This is a genomic window from Burkholderia sp. WP42 (genome assembly GCF_000745665.1).
GTDB lineage: Bacteria > Pseudomonadota > Gammaproteobacteria > Burkholderiales > Burkholderiaceae > Burkholderia > Burkholderia vietnamiensis.
Genome location: NZ_KN050723.1, coordinates 353,296 through 369,289 on the forward strand (window position 1 = coordinate 353,296; position 15,994 = coordinate 369,289).

Below are 15,994 nucleotides of genomic sequence, written 5' to 3' on the forward strand. Positions count from 1 at the left end.
CGCGTGCCGGCGTCGCCGCCGGCACGGAGAACCACGCGAAGAAGGGCGTGTGCGGCCATCGGGCCGCACACGCCCTTTTTGCATCCGCTGCGGCGCGCTGCGTCAGATGACCGTGAGACGCACCGGCACGTTGTTGCGGGTTGCGTTCGAGTACGGGCACACGTGGTGCGCCTTGTCGATGAGCGCTTGCGCGTCGGCCTTGTCGAGGCCCGGCAGCGACACGCGCAGTTCGATGTCGAGGCCGAAGCCGCCCGCATCGTTCGGGCCGATCCCCACTTCGGCGGTCACTTGCGTGTCGGCCGGCAGCGTCTGCTTGTTCTGGCCGGCGACGAACTTCATCGCGCTCAGGAAACATGCGGAGTAGCCTGCCGCGAACAGCTGTTCCGGATTCGTGCCTTCCGCGCCCGTGCCGCCCAGCTCGCGCGGTGCGGCCAGCTTCACGTCCAGCTTGTTGTCGGCCGAAACGGCGCGGCCGTCGCGGCCGCCGGTACTCGTGGCGCCCGTCTTGTATAGAACGTTCATCGTGCAACTCCTGTCGGTAGAAGTGAGGAGAGCGGACCGGCGACATGCTGCCGCCAGCCACCCGATCAATATAGAACACAAATGATTAGTGTGCAAATTAATTTCGGCGACACGGTCGGGCTGAGCACGAACATCGTGCGGTCGCTTCGTCAATCGCCGTTGGCGGCCGCCAGTGCATCGTGCAGCTGCTGCAGATCCGCGCGCAGCCTCATGAGGAATTCGGGCGTCTGCTGCATTGCGCAAAAAAGATCGGCGGGGACCGAGCGCGCCTGGTCCTTCAGCGCGCGGCCTTCCGGCGTCACCCGCACGTTCACGACGCGCTCGTCGGTGGTGCTGCGCGCGCGTTCGACGTAGCCGAGCGCCTCCAGCCGCTTCAGCAGCGGCGTGACGGTGGCCGGATCGAGGTCGAGTCGCGCCGCGATGTCCTTCACCGCGATGTCGTCGCGCTCCCACAGCACCAGCATCGCCAGATATTGGGGATAGGTCAGCGACAGCTTGTCGAGCAACGGCTTGTACGCCTTCGTCATCGCATGCGAAGTCGAATAGAGCGCGAAGCAGAGTTGCTCGTCGAGGGTCTGAGGCAGGGAAGGCGTGCGGTCCATGATCCGATGGGGCGCGAAACGGCGCTGACGATTTGCACGCAAATTATTTTGCGCCCAAACGGCTTGCTTGAACAGCGCGCGGGCAGCGGGGCTGGATGAGGCGGTCGGGCGACCGCCAAGGACGGGATAGGGCCGGCCGAGCAAGCCGGCCGACCGCCGTTTCAGCGACCCGACATCGGCGTCGCCGTGCCCGGCTCCTGCACGCCGAAGCAGCCGCGATAGGTCGCGTAGAACGAGCAGTACATCATCGTAACGATCACGATCGTCACCGGCATCATGATCGTCAGCACGTAGGCGCCGGCGCCGAGCGCCTGCAACAGCAGCGACAGGCCGAACGACGTGCCGAGCGCGACGCCGAACCACAGCAGCCCGTACACCATGAACGCGCCGCGATTGCGCCAGCAGCTGACGATGCTGAAGAACAGCGCCTTCGCCGGCGGGATGTCGTGCCATGCGGTGAGCACCGGCGCGAACCAGAACAGCATCGCGACCGGCGTGTAGAGCAGCGTGGCGAGGAGCAGCGCACCGAGCGTGCGCTGCGCGGCGAGCGATTCCGGCGTCGGATTCGTGTCGCCGGTCGTGCCAAGCATCATGTGGAGCAGGCCGCCGCCGTCGACCAGCGACGACGCGGCGAACACCAGCACCATCAGCGCGACGTAGACGACGCCGAGCACCAGCAGCCGCTGAGTCGCGGCTGCGCCGTACGACCGGAAGCCGTCGACGAGTATCGTCGGCATCACCGGCTTGCCGGCCACGGTGTCGCGGCACGCGGCCATGAAGCCGACCGCGATGCCGGGGATGAACACCAGCGGCAGCGCCGCGCCGACCACTGGCACCATCGACACCAGCGTGATCGCGAGCAGGTACGTGAAGAACAGCGTGATGAACGCGAGTGGGTTCCGGCGGAACAGCCAGATGCCTTGACGGAACCAGACATAGCCCGCTTTCGCGGGTACTTCGATCAGTTGCATGCGGTGTGGGTCTCGGGAAGCGCGGGCGTGTGGGCGATCCGCTCACGGAGAATGCGTTCGAAATGACCGGGATCGTGCGGCTTCAGCATTTCGGCCGCGCGCGGCAGGTAGAAGTCGTACAGGCGGGACACCCAGAACCGGTACGCGCCGGCGCGCAGCATGTCGCTCCAGTGGCGGCGCTCCTCGGCGGTGAACGGCCGCACGGTCTGGTATGCGCGCAGCAGCGCGTCGGCGCGCGCGGTGTCGAGCACGCCGGTCGCGAGGTCGACGCACCAGTCGTTGACGGTCACCGCGACGTCGAACAGCCATTTGTCGCAGCCGGCGAAATAGAAGTCGAAGAAGCCGCCGAGCCGTACGTCGTGGCCGGTGCCGGGCGCCGCGTGCGCGAACAGCACGTTGTCGCGGAACAGATCGCAGTGGCACGGGCCGCTCGGCAGCGCCGCGTAGTCGTCCGATGCGAAGAACGCGGCCTGGTGCGCGAGTTCGCTTTCGAGCAGCGCGCGCTGCGCGTCGGAAATGAACGGCACGATCGCCGGCACGTTTTCCTGCCACCACGGCAGGCTGCGCAGGTTCGGCTGCTGGCGCGCGTAGTCGCGCCCCGCCAGGTGCATGCGCGCCAGCATCTGGCCGACTTCGATGCAGTGTTCGACACCGGGCGCGAGCTCCGCGGCGCCGTCGAGCTTGGTCACGATCGCGGCCGGCTTGCCGTGCAGCAGGCCGAACAGGGCGCCGTCGTCGCGCGGCACCGGGTCGGGCACCGGCACGCGATGGCTTGCCAGGTGGCGCATCAGGTCCAGATAGAACGGCAGCTGTTCGGCCGTCAGCTTCTCGAAGATCGTCAGCACGTATTCGCCGCGCGTCGTCGTCAGGAAGAAGTTGCTGTTTTCGATGCCGGACGGAATGCCGCGGAACGCCAGCACGTCGCCCAGTTCGTAGTGGCGCATCCATTGCGCGAGATCGGAGTCGGAAACAGCGGTGAAAACGGCCATGCGAGATGCGTCTGGTCAGTTGTCGACGCGCGCGGCGTGCGGCGCGACGGGAATGGAGGGAGCGCGGCGCGCCGCGCCGAAACCGGCGCGGCGTCGCGCAAATCAATAGTGCAGGTTCACCGACGGCAGGCGCGTGATCGGCACGCCGGCGTCGTGCGGCTTCGGCGACGTGTCGATCGACGAGCTCATCTGATAGCGCGTGCCGAAATTCGACTTCACGTCGATCTCGACCGGCTTGCCGCGATCGCGATACTCGGTGACTTCGGTGCCGTTCTTGCTTTTTTCGTGAAAGCTCGGCGTGCGGCGGATGTCGGCGAAGTCGACCTTGGACGTGACTTCGGCGCCCGGCCGGTTGATCTTGCGGAGATCGGGCAGGCCGGCGGCTTCGTTGGCCTCGGCGCGCGCCTGCGCGTCGGCGTCCGACGTGCTGCCGGCCGCGTACGCGGCTCCGGCGGCGGCAAACGTGCCAGCAAGCGCGGCGGCGACGACGAGAATGAGCGGCTTCATGATGAGTCTCCAGTGAACCCGCCGATTTTAGCAAATTACTGCGTGCAGCCCGCCCGTCGCGTGCGACCGCCGTGGCTGCGCGGAGCCATGAGCGTGACCGGGTTCCGTGGTAATGTGGTCCGATCAGATGAGGTGACGAAAATGAAGAACGATTTGAGCCGCCGGCACCGCGTGCTGACGCCCGAAAGCCCACCCGTCGAAGCCTTCGACGATTCCATCGCCGCCGTCGCGCGACTGTCGGCCATCTACGACACCAATACTGGCTTCCTGCGCGATGCGTTCGCGCGCTACCGGCGCCACGAACCGATCACCGAGCACGTGCGCGCGTGCTATCCGTTCGTGCGGATTCGCACCGACGTCAACACGCACGTCGATTCGCGCCGCTCGTACGGCTTCGTCGCCGGCCCCGGCGTGTTCGAGACGACCGTCACGCGCCCCGACCTGTTCGCGAACTACTATCGCGAGCAACTTCGCCTGTTGTCGAAAAACCATCACGTGAAGATCGAGATCGGCGTTTCGTCGCAGCCGATTCCCGTGCACTTCGCGTTTCCCGAGGGCATCCACCTCGAAGGCGAACTCGACCGCGACCGCCTGCTCGCGATGCGCGACATCTTCGACACGCCCGATCTGTCGTATCTCGACGATCGCATCGTCAACGGCACGTTCGAGCCGGCGCCCGGCGAGCCGCATCCGCTCGCGCTGTTCACCGCGGCGCGCGTCGACTTCTCGCTGCACCGGCTGCGTCATTACACGGCCACGTCGCCGACGCACTTCCAGAATTACGTGCTGTATACGAACTACCAGTTCTACATCGACGAGTTCGTGAAGCTCGGCCGCACGCTGATGACGGAAAGCAGCGATCCCGACGTGCGTGCGTACCGCAGTCAATACAGTTCGTTCGTGGAGCCGGGCGATGTGGTCACGTACAACGCGAACCTCGGCAGCGAGCCGGTCGAGGGCGCCGCGCCGCCGCGGCTGCCGCAGATGCCCGCGTACCACCTGAAGCGCGCGGACGGCAGCGGCATCACGATGGTCAACATCGGCGTCGGCCCGTCGAACGCGAAGACGATCACCGATCACATCGCGGTGCTGCGTCCGCACGCGTGGGTGATGCTCGGCCATTGCGCGGGCCTGCGCAACACGCAGCGCCTCGGCGACTACGTGCTCGCGCACGGCTACGTGCGCGAGGACCACGTGCTCGACGCCGACCTGCCGCTGTGGGTGCCGATCCCCGCGCTCGCCGAAGTGCAACTCGCGCTGGAGCGCGCGGTGGCCGAGGTCACGCAGCTCGACGGCGCCGAGCTCAAGCGCGTGATGCGCACGGGTACGGTCGCGAGCGTCGACAACCGCAACTGGGAATTGCGCGATCATCGCGAGCCCGTGCAGCGGCTGTCGCAGAGCCGCGCGATCGCGCTCGACATGGAAAGCGCGACGATCGCCGCGAACGGGTTCCGGTTCCGCGTGCCGTACGGCACGTTGCTGTGCGTGTCGGACAAGCCGTTGCACGGCGAGCTGAAGCTGCCGGGCATGGCCGATACGTTCTATCGCGGTCAGGTCGATCAGCATCTGCAGATCGGCGTGAAGGCGATGGAAATCCTCCGCACCAACGGACTCGACAAGCTGCACAGTCGCAAGCTGCGGAGCTTTGCCGAGGTGGCGTTCCAGTAACCTCACGTCGCAGCGCAGTTGCGCGTGCAACGACGAAGGCCGCATGCGAACCATGGTTCGCAAGCGGCCTTCTTGTTGGTACGTTACACGGCGCGATCAGCGCGCCGCGCGGATGCTCAGCACTCGCCCTTCTTCGCGTGTCCCGGCGGGCAGTGATAGCCGCCGCGCGGTTCGTGCCGATAGCCGCGTTCGTGGTCTTCCCATTCGCGGCGCTCCCAGTAGCGACGGCCGTCCCAATAGCGGTCGCCATGCCAGCCGACGATCACCGCAGGCGCGGGGGCGACGATCACCGGCGCCGCGGTGCCGATGTTCACGTCGACGTTGACGGCGTGGGCGAGGCCGGACACCGTGAGACCGAGGCCGGCGAGAGAAAGGGCGAGCAGCGTGGGTTTCATGTTGTTTTCCGTGATGTCGTGATCAGATGCCGGTGCGACGCGATGGACGCGAGGGGGAATCGTTTCCACCGGGGGGACGCCGCGCCGACGAGATGCAGTGTGCTGGCGCGCGACGAAAAATGCGAGCCGCGTTTGTAACGGCTGATTGGCGCCGGGCGCGGCCGTGTCGGCCACCACGTTCGGCGCGATTTGACAATGAAGGTTCACGGCCAAGCAACGTCGTGCGACGTTGCGCGCGAATTTGACATTCGACCGCACGCGGCCGCGCGGCGCCGATTAATGCGAGGTTACAAAATGACACGCGGCAGGCAGCGCAATCGCGCCGCCTGCCGCGTGTGGACCGCGCGCTGCCGGCAATGCGCCGGCAGCGGCAGCGCCCGCGTTACAGATAGAACATGCGGTCTTCTTCGGGGCGCGGCGGTTCGTCGTCGCCTTCCGGGCCTTCTTCTTCGCCGCTGTCCTCGTAGAAGGCGAGCACGGCGTCGAGCACCTGGTCGGGATCGTCGATCACCTGCATCAGGTCCATGTCTTCGGGATTGATCAGGCCCATCGGAATCAGCTGGTCGCGGAACCACTGCAGCAGCCCCTTCCAGAACTCGCTGCCGACGAGGATGATCGGCACGAGCCGCGACTTCTTCGTCTGGATCAGCGTGAGCACTTCGGACAGTTCGTCGAGCGTGCCGAAGCCGCCCGGCATCACGATCACCGCGTCGGAGTTCTTGACGAACGTGACCTTGCGCGTGAAGAAGTGGCGAAAGCGCAGCGAGATGTCCTGGTAATGGTTGCCGGCCTGCTCATGCGGCAATTCGATGTTCAGGCCGACCGACGGCGCCTTGCCGGCGTGCGCGCCCTTGTTCGCCGCTTCCATGATGCCGGGGCCGCCGCCGGAGATCACCGCGAAGCCGGCGTCGGACAGTTTGCGGGCGATTTGCGCGGCGAGCTTGTAGTGCGGCGTGTCGGGCTTGAGGCGGGCAGAACCGTAGATGCTGACGGCCGGACGGATCTCCGACAGGTACTCGGTTGCCTCGATAAACTCTGCCATAATCGTGAACATCTGCCACGATGCGCGCGCCTTCTTGGCCGTCGCGCGTTCTTGATCTGCGAGCGAACGCAGACTCGGAATCACTTTTCTCTTGTTCATAATGCCTGAAGAACGAAATCTGGAAGGTAAGACCCTGCTATTGGTTGACGGTTCGAGCTATCTGTATCGGGCTTACCATGCGATGCCTGATCTGCGTGGCCCTGGCGGGGAGCCGACCGGAGCGCTCTACGGAATCATCAACATGCTGCGCCGTATGCGCAAGGAAGTCAGTGCAGAGTATAGCGCTTGCGTGTTCGATGCAAAGGGCAAGACGTTCCGCGACGACCTTTATGCCGACTATAAGGCAAACCGTCCGTCGATGCCGCCCGATCTCGCCTTGCAGGTCGAGCCGATTCACGGCGCGGTGCGCGCGCTCGGCTGGCCGCTGCTGATGGTCGAGGGCGTCGAGGCCGACGACGTGATCGGCACGCTCGCGCGCGAGGCCGAGCAGCGCGGCATGAACGTGATCGTGTCGACCGGCGACAAGGATCTCGCACAGCTCGTGACCGAGCGCGTCACGCTCGTCAACACGATGACGAACGAGACGCTCGATCGCGACGGCGTGATCGCGAAGTTCGGCGTGCCGCCCGAGCGCATCATCGATTACCTCGCGCTGATCGGCGACACCGTCGACAACGTGCCGGGCGTCGAGAAGTGCGGGCCGAAGACGGCCGTGAAGTGGCTGTCGCAATACGACAGCCTCGACGGCGTGATCGAGCACGCAGGCGAGATCAAGGGCGTGGTCGGCGACAACCTGCGCCGCGCGCTCGACTTCCTGCCGCTCGGCCGCAAGCTCGTGACCGTCGACACGGCCTGCGATCTCGCACCGCATCTCGAATCGATCGAGGCGTCGCTGAAGACCGACGGCGAAGCACGCGACCTGCTGCGCGACATCTTCGCGCGTTACGGCTTCAAGACATGGCTGCGCGAGGTCGACAGCGCACCGCCGGAAGGCGGCGGCGCCGACGCGCGCGACGGCGAGCCGGCGCCGGTGGTCTCAACCGACATCGTGCGCGAGTACGAGACGATCCAGACCTGGGCGCAATTCGACGCGTGGTTCGCGAAGATCGATGCAGCCGCACTGACGGCGTTCGACACCGAAACCACGTCGCTCGATCCGATGACCGCACGACTCGTCGGGCTGTCGTTTTCGGTCGAGCCGGGCAAGGCCGCGTATCTGCCGGTCGCGCATCGCGGGCCCGATCTGCCCGAGCAACTGCCGCTCGACGACGTGCTCGCGCGCCTGAAGCCGTGGCTCGAAGCGGCCGACCGCAAGAAGGTCGGCCAGCATCTGAAGTACGACGCGCAGGTGCTCGCGAACTACGACATCGCGCTGAACGGCATCGAGCACGACACGCTGCTCGAGTCGTACGTGCTCGAATCGCACCGCACGCACGACATGGACAGCCTCGCGCTGCGCCATCTGGGCGTCAAGACGATCAAGTACGAAGACGTCGCAGGCAAGGGCGCGAAGCAGATCGGCTTCGACGAGGTGGCGCTCGACCAGGCCGCCGCGTACGCGGCCGAAGACGCCGACATCACGCTGCAGCTGCATCACGTGCTCTATCCGCAGATCGCACGCGAAGCGGGCCTCGAGCGCGTGTATCGCGAGATCGAGATGCCGGTGTCGCTGGTGCTGCGCAAGATGGAGCGCACCGGCGTGCTGATCGACGACGCGCTGTTGCACGCGCAAAGCAACGAGATCGCGACGCGGCTCATCGAGCTCGAAGGGCAGGCGTACGAGCTGGCCGGCGGCGAATTCAATCTCGGCTCGCCGAAGCAGATCGGCCAGATCTTCTTCGAGAAGCTGCAGTTGCCGGTCGTGAAGAAGACGCCGAGCGGCGCGCCGTCCACCGACGAAGAAGTGCTGCAGAAGCTCGCCGAGGATTACCCGCTGCCGAAGCTGCTGCTCGAGCATCGCGGGCTGTCGAAGCTGAAGTCGACCTACACCGACAAGCTGCCGCGCATGGTGAACCCCGCCACAGGCCGCGTACACACGAACTATGCGCAGGCCGTGGCGGTCACCGGCCGGCTCGCGTCGAACGAGCCGAACCTGCAGAACATCCCCGTGCGCACGGCCGAAGGCCGGCGCATTCGCGAAGCGTTCATCGCGTCGCCGGGCCATCGGATCGTGTCGGCCGACTATTCGCAGATCGAATTGCGGATCATGGCGCACATCTCCGGCGATGCGTCGTTGCTGCGCGCGTTCGCGCACGGCGAGGACATCCACCGCGCGACCGCGGCCGAAGTGTTCGGCGTGACGCCGCTCGAGGTGAATTCGGATCAGCGCCGCATCGCGAAGGTGATCAACTTCGGGTTGATCTACGGGATGAGCGCGTTCGGACTCGCATCGAATCTCGGCATCACGCGCGATGCGGCGAAGCTGTACATCGACCGCTATTTCGCGCGCTACCCGGGGGTCGCGCAGTACATGGAAGACACCCGTGCGGCGGCGAAGGACCAGGGCTATGTCGAAACGGTGTTCGGCCGTCGCCTGTGGCTGCCGGAAATCAACGGCGGCAACGGGCCGCGCCGGCAGGCGGCCGAGCGTGCCGCAATCAATGCACCGATGCAGGGCACGGCAGCCGATCTGATCAAGCTGTCGATGATCGCGGTCGACGACTGGCTCACGCGCGACCGGCTTGCATCGCGCATGATCATGCAGGTGCACGATGAACTGGTGCTCGAGGTGCCCGACGACGAGCTGTCGCTGGTGCGCGAGAAGCTGCCCGAAATGATGTGCGGCGTCGCGAAGCTGAAGGTGCCGCTGGTCGCGGAAGTCGGCGCCGGCGCGAACTGGGAAGAGGCCCACTGACGCATCGCGCGATTCCCGCTCCCTTCGGCATATTGTTGCGGGGATGCTGAATATCGAGATGGTTTGCTTGTGATCGACGCGCAAGCTCCGGACAATGCAGATCAGCAATTGATTGTTTCGGGGCTGCGCGCCCCGCGTTCCCTGGCTTGGACGCATCGGAGTGTGTTTCGAACTGCACATCGATGGTGTCCGAACCGGTTAATCCAGCGGGCGGCGCGAAGGCATCGCGTCTGCCTCGTCCGGCGGCAGCAGTGTCGAATCGCAAAGGGGGAATCGGATGCATCGGATCATCATCGTAGGCGGAGGCGCGGGCGGCCTCGAACTGGCGACCCGGCTCGGCGATCGTTACGGTGCGAGCGGCAATCGTCCCGCGCGTGCGCTCGTCACGCTCGTCGACCGCAATCCGACTCACATCTGGAAGCCGTTGCTGCACGAGGTCGCGGCCGGCAGCATGGACCCGTTCACGCAGGAGCTCGAATATGCGGCGCAGGCGCGCTGGCATGGCTTCGAGTTTCAGCAGGGCGAGCTGACCGCGCTCGATCGCACCGCGAAGCGCATCGCGCTGGCGCCGGTCAACGACAGCGACGGCGCGGAACTGCTGCCCGCGCGCAATCTGGAATATGACACGCTGGTGGTCGCGATCGGCAGCACGACGCACTTCTTCGGCGTGCAGGGCGCGGCGGAAAACGCGATCGCGCTCGATACGGTCGGCGAAGCCGAGCGCTTCCGCAAGCGCCTGATTGCTGCGTGCATGCGCGCCGAGCACCAGGCACCGGCTGAGCCCGCACCGGGCGCGGCCGCCGAGCCGCGCATCCAGGTCGTGATCGTCGGCGGCGGGGCGACGGGCGTCGAATTGTCGGCCGAACTGCGCAACACCGCGCAGGTGCTGTCCGTGTATGGGCTGCACAAGCTTGATCCGCGGCATGACGTCGGCATCGTGCTGATCGAATCGGGCCCGCGCATTCTCCCCGCGCTGCAGGAGCGCGTGTCGTCGGCGACGGCCGAACTGCTCGAGAAGCTCGGTGTTCGCCTGATGCTGGCCGAGCGCGTGACCGAAGTCGCGCCGGGATTCGTGCATACCGCGAGCGGCAAGGCCGTGCGCGCCGACCTCACGGTGTGGGCGGCCGGCATCAAGGCGCCGGCCGTGCTCGGGCAACTGGACGGCCTGCAGGTCAACAAGCTCGGCCAGCTCGACGTGCGCCGTACGCTGCAGACCGTCATCGACGACAACGTGTTCGCACTCGGCGACTGCGCGGCATGCGCATGGCCCGGCCACGAACGCAACGTGCCGCCGCGCGCGCAGGCCGCGCATCAGCAGGCGAGCTTCCTGCTGAAGGCGATCGGATGCCGGCTCGACGGCCGGCCGCTGCCCGAGTTCACGTATCGCGATTTCGGTTCGCTCGTGTCGCTCGGCCACTTCAGCGCGGTCGGCAACCTGATGGGCGGGTTGATCGGCGGCAACATGCTGATCGAAGGGTTGTTCGCGCGGTTCATGTACATGTCGTTGTACCGGCTGCACGTCGCGGCGCTGCACGGCTATCCGCGCATGGTGCTCGATACGGTCGCGCACTGGCTGCGGCGGACGACGCTGCCGCGTGTGAAGCTGCACTAGTCGCGCGCGGTGGATGCGGGCATCGAGCGGGCAGCGCGTGACCGGCTGCGTCGATGCCCGCGGCACGTGCGATTGCCGCGCTGCGAGGTCCGCCTCCGACCAGCCGCGCACGCATGACGACACGCCGTTTCATTCGCGCGACGCGGTGGGTCGCGCGCCCGCCGACGAGCGGGACAGCCACGTCGGTAATCGAGTCTTACATCTCCGACAGTTGACGCGACAACGGATTATTGGGCATCTTGTGCGGGTTTCCGGTTGCGGCGGTGTGCCAGCCGCCGCGACATCCGCGTCGTTCGACGGCGCGACGCTCCGTCCGGTTCCGTTCGCGGCCATGACGGCGGTGCCCAATCGAGGAGTGCATTCATGTTGAAACCCGAAGTCGACAGCTTGGTCCCCCACGTTCCGTTCTCGCGCCGCAAGTTCATGCAGGCCGCGCTCGGCAGCGCCTTCGCGGCGGCCGTGCTGCCCGTGTCGGCGCAGACGATCACGACCGACAGCGCGGGGCTCGACGTCGACACGATCGAAATCCGTTCCGGCGATGCGAGCATCCCCGCGTATCGCGCGCAGCCGGTCGACAAGACGAATCTGCCGATCGTCATCGTGATCCACGAGATCTTCGGCGTGCATGCGCATATCGCCGATGTGTGCCGGCGCTTTGCGAAGCTCGGCTATCTCGCGATCGCGCCCGACCTGTTCGCGCGGCAGGGCAATGCGGCGAAGTATCCGACGATGAAGGATCTCTACGAGCACATCATCAGCAAGGTGCCCGACCGGCAGGTGACCGAGGATCTCGATGCGACCGTCGCGTGGGCCGGCAGGAACGGCGGCGATCCGGCGCGGCTCGGCGTGACGGGGTTCTGCTGGGGCGGCCGCCAGGCGTGGCTCTATGCGGAGCACAACCCGCACGTGCTCGCGGCGGTGGCGTGGTACGGCTTCGTCGAGGGCAAGACCGACGAGATGACGCCGTTCAATCCGGTCGATCATGCGTCGTTGCTGAAGGTGCCGGTGCTCGGCCTCTATGGCGAGAAGGACGCCAACATCACGCAGGCGTCGCTCGCCGACATGCGTAATGCGATCCAGACGAGCGATTCGAAGCGCGCGCGCCAGTCGGAGATCGTCGTGTATCCGGATGCCGGCCACGCGTTCTTCGCCGATTACCGGCCGAGCTACGTGAAGGCCGACGCCGAAGACGGGTGGAAACGCGCGATCGAGTGGTTCCAGAAGTACGGCGTGATGTAAGCGAACGGGCGGCGTCGGGAGCCGCCCGTTCGTCGTGCCGTGTCGGCGCTTACGGCGTGGGGCCGGTCGCGATCGGCCGCGCCGGATCGGCGCTCCATTCGCTCCACGAGCCCGGATACAGCGACGCGCCGTGCAGCCCCGCGATTTCGAGCGCGAGCGCGTTGTGGCATGCGGTCACGCCCGACCCGCATTGCAGGATCACGCTGTTCGGCTGGACGCCGGCCAGCAGGGCGGTGAACGTCTCGCGCAGCTCGTGGCCCGTCTTGAAGCGGCCGTCGGTCGAGAGATTGTCCTTGAAGAAGCGGTTGCGCGCGCCGGGAATATGGCCGCCGACACGATCGATCGTTTCGTTTTCGCCGCGATAGCGGTCCGGTGCCCGAGCGTCGATCACGATCCGCGCGCCCGACGCGATGTTCGCGAGCACGGCCGCAGCATCGACGGTCGACTCGAGCGGCGCGGCCGCGCGGAAGTCGCCGGCAGCCGGATGCTGCACGTCCGTCGTCAGCGGCTGGCCGGACGCCTCCCATGCCTGCAGACCGCCGTCGAGCACCGCCACGGAGTCGTGCCCGAGCCAGCGCAGCAACCACCACAGGCGCGCCGCATAGGCGCCGCCGTGCGCGTCATACGCAACCACCTGCTGGCCCTGCTTGACGCCGCGGCTGGCCATCAGCGAGGCCAGTGCGTCGCGGCTCGGCAGCGGATGGCGGCCGTTGGTGCCGGTCTTGCGCCCGGACAGGTCGCGATCGAGGTGCAGATACTGTGCGCCGGGAATATGGCCGGCTGCGTAAGCGGCTTCGCCCGCTGCCGGATCGGCGAGATCGAAGCGGCAGTCGAACACGGCGACGCTGCCCGGTGCCGCGGCCAGCCGCTCGGCGAGATTGGCGGCGGAGATGAGCGTGGTGTAGTGAGTGTGTGGCATGACGGCTCCCTGGAGTGCGAACGGCCCGATACCCGAAGTCTAAACAAAAAAAGACGGGCCGAAGCCCGTCTTTTCATGATGCCGGATGCGTTGCGCGGCTGGCCGTCGCGTGGGCGATCAGAGATCGCCGAGATGGCGGCGCAGGAACTCGTGGAAGTGCTGCATGCCGTCTTCCATCGGGCTCTGATACGGGCCGACCTGCGATTCGCCGCGCGCCATCAGCGCACGACGGCCTGCGTCCATCCGCATGGCGATTTCATCGTCCTCGACGGCCGTCTCCATATATGCGGCGCGCTCCGCCTCGACGAATTCGCGCTCGAACAGTGCGATTTCCTCGGGGTAATAGAACTCGACGATGTTGGTCGTCTTCTGCGGGCCGCGCGGAATCAGCCACGACACCACGAGCACGTGCGGATACCACTCGATCATCAGGCCCGGGTAATAGACCATCCAGATCGCCCCGAACTCAGGCGGTACGCCGTTGCGGAACTTGAGCACCTGCTCGTGCCACTTCTGGTAAGTCGCGCTGCCCGGCTTCGCGAGCGCGTTGTGCACGCCGACCGTCTGCACGCTGTACCATTCGCCGAACTCCCATTTGAGATCGTCGCACGACACGAAGCTGCCGAGGCCCGGGTGGAACGGGACGACGTGGTAGTCCTCGAGGTAGACCTCGATGAACGTCTTCCAGTTGTAATCGCACTCGTGCACTTCGACGTGATCGAACTGATATTCGGCGAAGTCGAAATGATGTTTCGTGCCGAGATTCGCGAGATCGCGCGCGACGTTGCGGCCTTCGGCCTCGAACAGCAGCCCCTGCCAGTTCTGCAGCGGGCTCTTGCCGAGATTCAGGCACGGCTTGTCGGGGAAGTGCGGCGCGCCGAGCAGCTGGCCGTCCAGGTCGTAAGTCCAGCGATGCAGCGGGCATACGATGTTCTGGGTGCGGCCGCGCCCATTGAGCATGATCGCCTGACGGTGACGGCAGACGTTCGACAGCAACTCGACCTGGTTCGCCTGATTGCGTACCAGCACGCGGCCTTCCTGTTCGGACGGCAGCGCAAAATAATCCCCCGCTTCGGGCACCATCAACTCGTGCCCGATGTAACGAGGTCCTTTCTTGAAGAGGGTTTCGATCTCGCGCTCAAGCAGCGCCTCATCGAAGTAAGCAGTGACTGGAAGCTGGCTATGAGCCGACTTCAACTGAAGCGCATCGCTCAGATTGGACATTCCCACTCCCGGTGATAGCGTGAAAGCAGTGAACAACCCAACCATCGAAAAATCGATTTAGGGAAACGGGGAATTATACCCGGATCCCCTCGTAAGGCCAGGATTAAGTGCCTGATTTGTGTCAATTTTTTGTCGGGCGTCGATGGGCCCGCGCATGGTCGGCGCCCGATACGGGGTCGCATGTGGGGCCGGGTACCCACGTCGGCAGGTCGGAAATTTCTCTTTTGCCGTAGAATGTCCGACTTGTTTTGCAATTTGACACCCTCGTCCATGGCGAAAACCGCATCCCCCGGCGACACCGCGGCCGGTAACGGCACCGAACCGTTGCCGGACAAGTACGAAACGGCGCTGGCGGAACTCGAATCGCTGGTTGCCCGGATGGAAGGCGGCGCGTTGAGCCTCGAGGATTCGCTTGCCGCGTATCGCCGCGGCGCGGCCCTCGTTGCGTTTTGCCAACAGCAGCTCGAGAAAGTGGAGCAACAGGTCCGCGTGCTCGACGGCGCGACGCTGAAGCCGCTTTCCTCCGGAACGGCCGCCACGGACGGCGACGACGACGATCTATGACATTCGAACAATGGATGCGGTCCGTACTTGACCGTGTCGAGGACGCACTCGGCCACTATTTGCCGGCCGACAACGTGGTGCCCACGCAACTCCACGAGGCGATGCGCTACGCGGTCCTCGGTGGGGGCAAACGCGTTCGCCCGCTGCTGTGCCATGCAGCGGGTGAGCTGACGGGCGCGACCGAAGCGGCGCGCAACGCGGCGGCGGCGGCGCTGGAGATGATCCACGTCTACTCGCTGGTGCACGACGACATGCCGTGCATGGACGACGACGCGCTGCGTCGCGGCAAGCCGACCGTGCACGTGCAGTACGACGAGCCGACGGCGCTGCTGGTCGGCGATGCGCTGCAGTCGCAGGCATTCGTCGCGCTGACGGATGCCGACGCGCTGTCGCCCGTGCAGCAGGCCGCGCTGGTGCGCGAGCTGGCGCTCGCGAGCGGCTCGATCGGCATGGCCGGCGGGCAGGCGATCGATCTGGCGAGCGTCGGCCTGAAGCTGACGCGCGAGCAGCTCGAGACGATGCACCGGATGAAGACCGGCGCGCTGTTGCGCGCCGCTGTGCGGATGGGCGCGCTGGCAGGCGAGACGCCGTCGGCGGATGCGATGGCCGCACTCGATGTGTACGCGGGGGCCGTGGGCCTGGCGTTCCAGGTCGTCGACGACATTCTCGACGTCACGACCGATTCGGCGACGCTCGGCAAGACGGCTGGCAAGGATGCAGCGAACGACAAGCCGACCTACGTATCGATCCTCGGCCTCGACGCATCGCGTGAGCTCGCAGCGCAGCTGCGCGCTGAAGCGCACGATGCGCTGAAACCGTTCGGCGCGCGCGCACAGCGTCTCGCCGAACTTGCCGACCTGGTAGTGAACCGGGTCAGCTGACGCGA

15 protein-coding genes are annotated in these 15,994 nt (G+C 66.1%); 6 read left to right on the forward strand and 9 right to left on the reverse strand.

The features are described 5' to 3' along the window. Positions 1-102: 102 nt before the first annotated feature. The 5 genes from EX20_RS24140 to EX20_RS24160 form a co-directional block, all read right to left on the reverse strand. Entirely contained in the window at positions 103-522 is a 420-nt protein-coding gene (locus EX20_RS24140; RefSeq protein WP_034194988.1) for an organic hydroperoxide resistance protein, read from the reverse strand. 149 nt (positions 523-671) lie between these two features. Beyond that, entirely contained in the window at positions 672-1,124 is a 453-nt protein-coding gene (locus EX20_RS24145; RefSeq protein ID WP_014724649.1) for a MarR family winged helix-turn-helix transcriptional regulator, read from the reverse strand. A gap of 161 nt (positions 1,125-1,285) precedes the next feature. Then, positions 1,286-2,095, reverse strand: coding sequence for a BPSS1780 family membrane protein (locus EX20_RS24150; protein ID WP_034194989.1), 810 nt, complete (start codon positions 2,093-2,095; stop codon positions 1,286-1,288). Beyond that, positions 2,086-3,084: a homoserine kinase gene (locus tag EX20_RS24155; RefSeq protein WP_011881575.1), complete on the reverse strand. Its 999-nt coding sequence runs from the start codon at positions 3,082-3,084 to the stop codon at positions 2,086-2,088. Before EX20_RS24155 ends, EX20_RS24150 begins: the two co-directional genes overlap by 10 nt. A gap of 102 nt (positions 3,085-3,186) precedes the next feature. Next, positions 3,187-3,591, reverse strand: a complete 405-nt coding sequence (locus tag EX20_RS24160) for a hypothetical protein (RefSeq protein ID WP_011881576.1) — start codon at positions 3,589-3,591, stop codon at positions 3,187-3,189. 141 nt (positions 3,592-3,732) lie between these two features. On the opposite strand from EX20_RS24160, the gene EX20_RS24165 reads away from it, so the two are divergent. After that, entirely contained in the window at positions 3,733-5,259 is a 1,527-nt protein-coding gene (locus tag EX20_RS24165; protein ID WP_034194990.1) for an AMP nucleosidase, read from the forward strand. Positions 5,260-5,375: 116 nt separating this feature from the next. Here EX20_RS24165 and EX20_RS33210 read toward each other — a convergent pair whose 3' ends face one another. Further along, the gene (locus EX20_RS33210; protein WP_011881578.1) at positions 5,376-5,654 is read right to left on the reverse strand and encodes a hypothetical protein; all 279 of its coding nucleotides are present in this window, start codon (positions 5,652-5,654) and stop codon (positions 5,376-5,378) included. A 382-nt stretch (positions 5,655-6,036) separates the two neighbouring features. After that, on the reverse strand, positions 6,037-6,795 hold the full coding sequence (locus EX20_RS24175; RefSeq protein ID WP_011881579.1) for an LOG family protein: 759 nt from the start codon (positions 6,793-6,795) through the stop codon (positions 6,037-6,039). A gap of 1 nt (position 6,796) precedes the next feature. Here EX20_RS24175 and polA point away from each other — a divergent pair, with 1 nt between their 5' ends. From polA to EX20_RS24190, 3 genes are all read left to right on the forward strand, one after another. Beyond that, positions 6,797-9,550: a DNA polymerase I gene (gene polA / locus EX20_RS24180; RefSeq protein WP_034194991.1), complete on the forward strand. Its 2,754-nt coding sequence runs from the start codon at positions 6,797-6,799 to the stop codon at positions 9,548-9,550. A 277-nt stretch (positions 9,551-9,827) separates the two neighbouring features. Beyond that, positions 9,828-11,162 (forward strand): NAD(P)/FAD-dependent oxidoreductase, encoded by a 1,335-nt coding sequence (locus EX20_RS24185; protein WP_014724692.1) that lies wholly within the window; start codon positions 9,828-9,830, stop codon positions 11,160-11,162. Positions 11,163-11,525: 363 nt separating this feature from the next. Beyond that, positions 11,526-12,401, forward strand: coding sequence for a dienelactone hydrolase family protein (locus EX20_RS24190; RefSeq protein WP_014724693.1), 876 nt, complete (start codon positions 11,526-11,528; stop codon positions 12,399-12,401). 49 nt (positions 12,402-12,450) lie between these two features. On the opposite strand, the gene EX20_RS24195 is transcribed toward EX20_RS24190, so the two are convergent. Both EX20_RS24195 and EX20_RS24200 read right to left on the reverse strand, forming a co-directional pair. Continuing rightward, positions 12,451-13,320 (reverse strand): sulfurtransferase, encoded by an 870-nt coding sequence (locus EX20_RS24195; RefSeq protein WP_011881584.1) that lies wholly within the window; start codon positions 13,318-13,320, stop codon positions 12,451-12,453. A 117-nt stretch (positions 13,321-13,437) separates the two neighbouring features. Continuing rightward, a complete protein-coding gene (locus EX20_RS24200; RefSeq protein ID WP_011881585.1) occupies positions 13,438-14,544 on the reverse strand; it encodes an aromatic ring-hydroxylating oxygenase subunit alpha in 1,107 nt (368 codons plus the stop codon). A 270-nt stretch (positions 14,545-14,814) separates the two neighbouring features. Here EX20_RS24200 and EX20_RS24205 point away from each other — a divergent pair, with 270 nt between their 5' ends. Next, positions 14,815-15,108, forward strand: coding sequence for an exodeoxyribonuclease VII small subunit (locus tag EX20_RS24205; protein ID WP_011881587.1), 294 nt, complete (start codon positions 14,815-14,817; stop codon positions 15,106-15,108). Next, complete coding sequence (locus tag EX20_RS24210; RefSeq protein WP_011881588.1) at positions 15,105-15,989, forward strand: polyprenyl synthetase family protein; 885 nt, start codon at positions 15,105-15,107, stop codon at positions 15,987-15,989. The genes EX20_RS24205 and EX20_RS24210 overlap by 4 nt, the downstream gene beginning before the upstream one ends. Positions 15,990-15,994: the final 5 nt, after the last annotated feature.

Bases quoted from the DNA above. Each gene is read 5' to 3' on its own strand.
- polA (WP_034194991.1), top strand. From the start codon at position 6,797: ATGCCTGAAGAACGAAATCTGGAAGGTAAGACCCTGCTATTGGTTGAC.
- EX20_RS24190 (WP_014724693.1), top strand. From the start codon at position 11,526: ATGTTGAAACCCGAAGTCGACAGCTTGGTCCCCCACGTTCCGTTCTCG.
- EX20_RS24155 (WP_011881575.1), bottom strand. From the start codon at position 3,084: ATGGCCGTTTTCACCGCTGTTTCCGACTCCGATCTCGCGCAATGGATG.
- EX20_RS24140 (WP_034194988.1), bottom strand. From the start codon at position 522: ATGAACGTTCTATACAAGACGGGCGCCACGAGTACCGGCGGCCGCGAC.
- EX20_RS24185 (WP_014724692.1), top strand. From the start codon at position 9,828: ATGCATCGGATCATCATCGTAGGCGGAGGCGCGGGCGGCCTCGAACTG.
- EX20_RS24150 (WP_034194989.1), bottom strand. From the start codon at position 2,095: ATGCAACTGATCGAAGTACCCGCGAAAGCGGGCTATGTCTGGTTCCGT.
- EX20_RS24160 (WP_011881576.1), bottom strand. From the start codon at position 3,591: ATGAAGCCGCTCATTCTCGTCGTCGCCGCCGCGCTTGCTGGCACGTTT.
- EX20_RS24205 (WP_011881587.1), top strand. From the start codon at position 14,815: ATGGCGAAAACCGCATCCCCCGGCGACACCGCGGCCGGTAACGGCACC.
- EX20_RS24195 (WP_011881584.1), bottom strand. From the start codon at position 13,320: ATGCCACACACTCACTACACCACGCTCATCTCCGCCGCCAATCTCGCC.
- EX20_RS24165 (WP_034194990.1), top strand. From the start codon at position 3,733: ATGAAGAACGATTTGAGCCGCCGGCACCGCGTGCTGACGCCCGAAAGC.
- EX20_RS24200 (WP_011881585.1), bottom strand. From the start codon at position 14,544: ATGTCCAATCTGAGCGATGCGCTTCAGTTGAAGTCGGCTCATAGCCAG.
- EX20_RS24145 (WP_014724649.1), bottom strand. From the start codon at position 1,124: ATGGACCGCACGCCTTCCCTGCCTCAGACCCTCGACGAGCAACTCTGC.
- EX20_RS33210 (WP_011881578.1), bottom strand. From the start codon at position 5,654: ATGAAACCCACGCTGCTCGCCCTTTCTCTCGCCGGCCTCGGTCTCACG.
- EX20_RS24175 (WP_011881579.1), bottom strand. From the start codon at position 6,795: ATGAACAAGAGAAAAGTGATTCCGAGTCTGCGTTCGCTCGCAGATCAA.
- EX20_RS24210 (WP_011881588.1), top strand. From the start codon at position 15,105: ATGACATTCGAACAATGGATGCGGTCCGTACTTGACCGTGTCGAGGAC.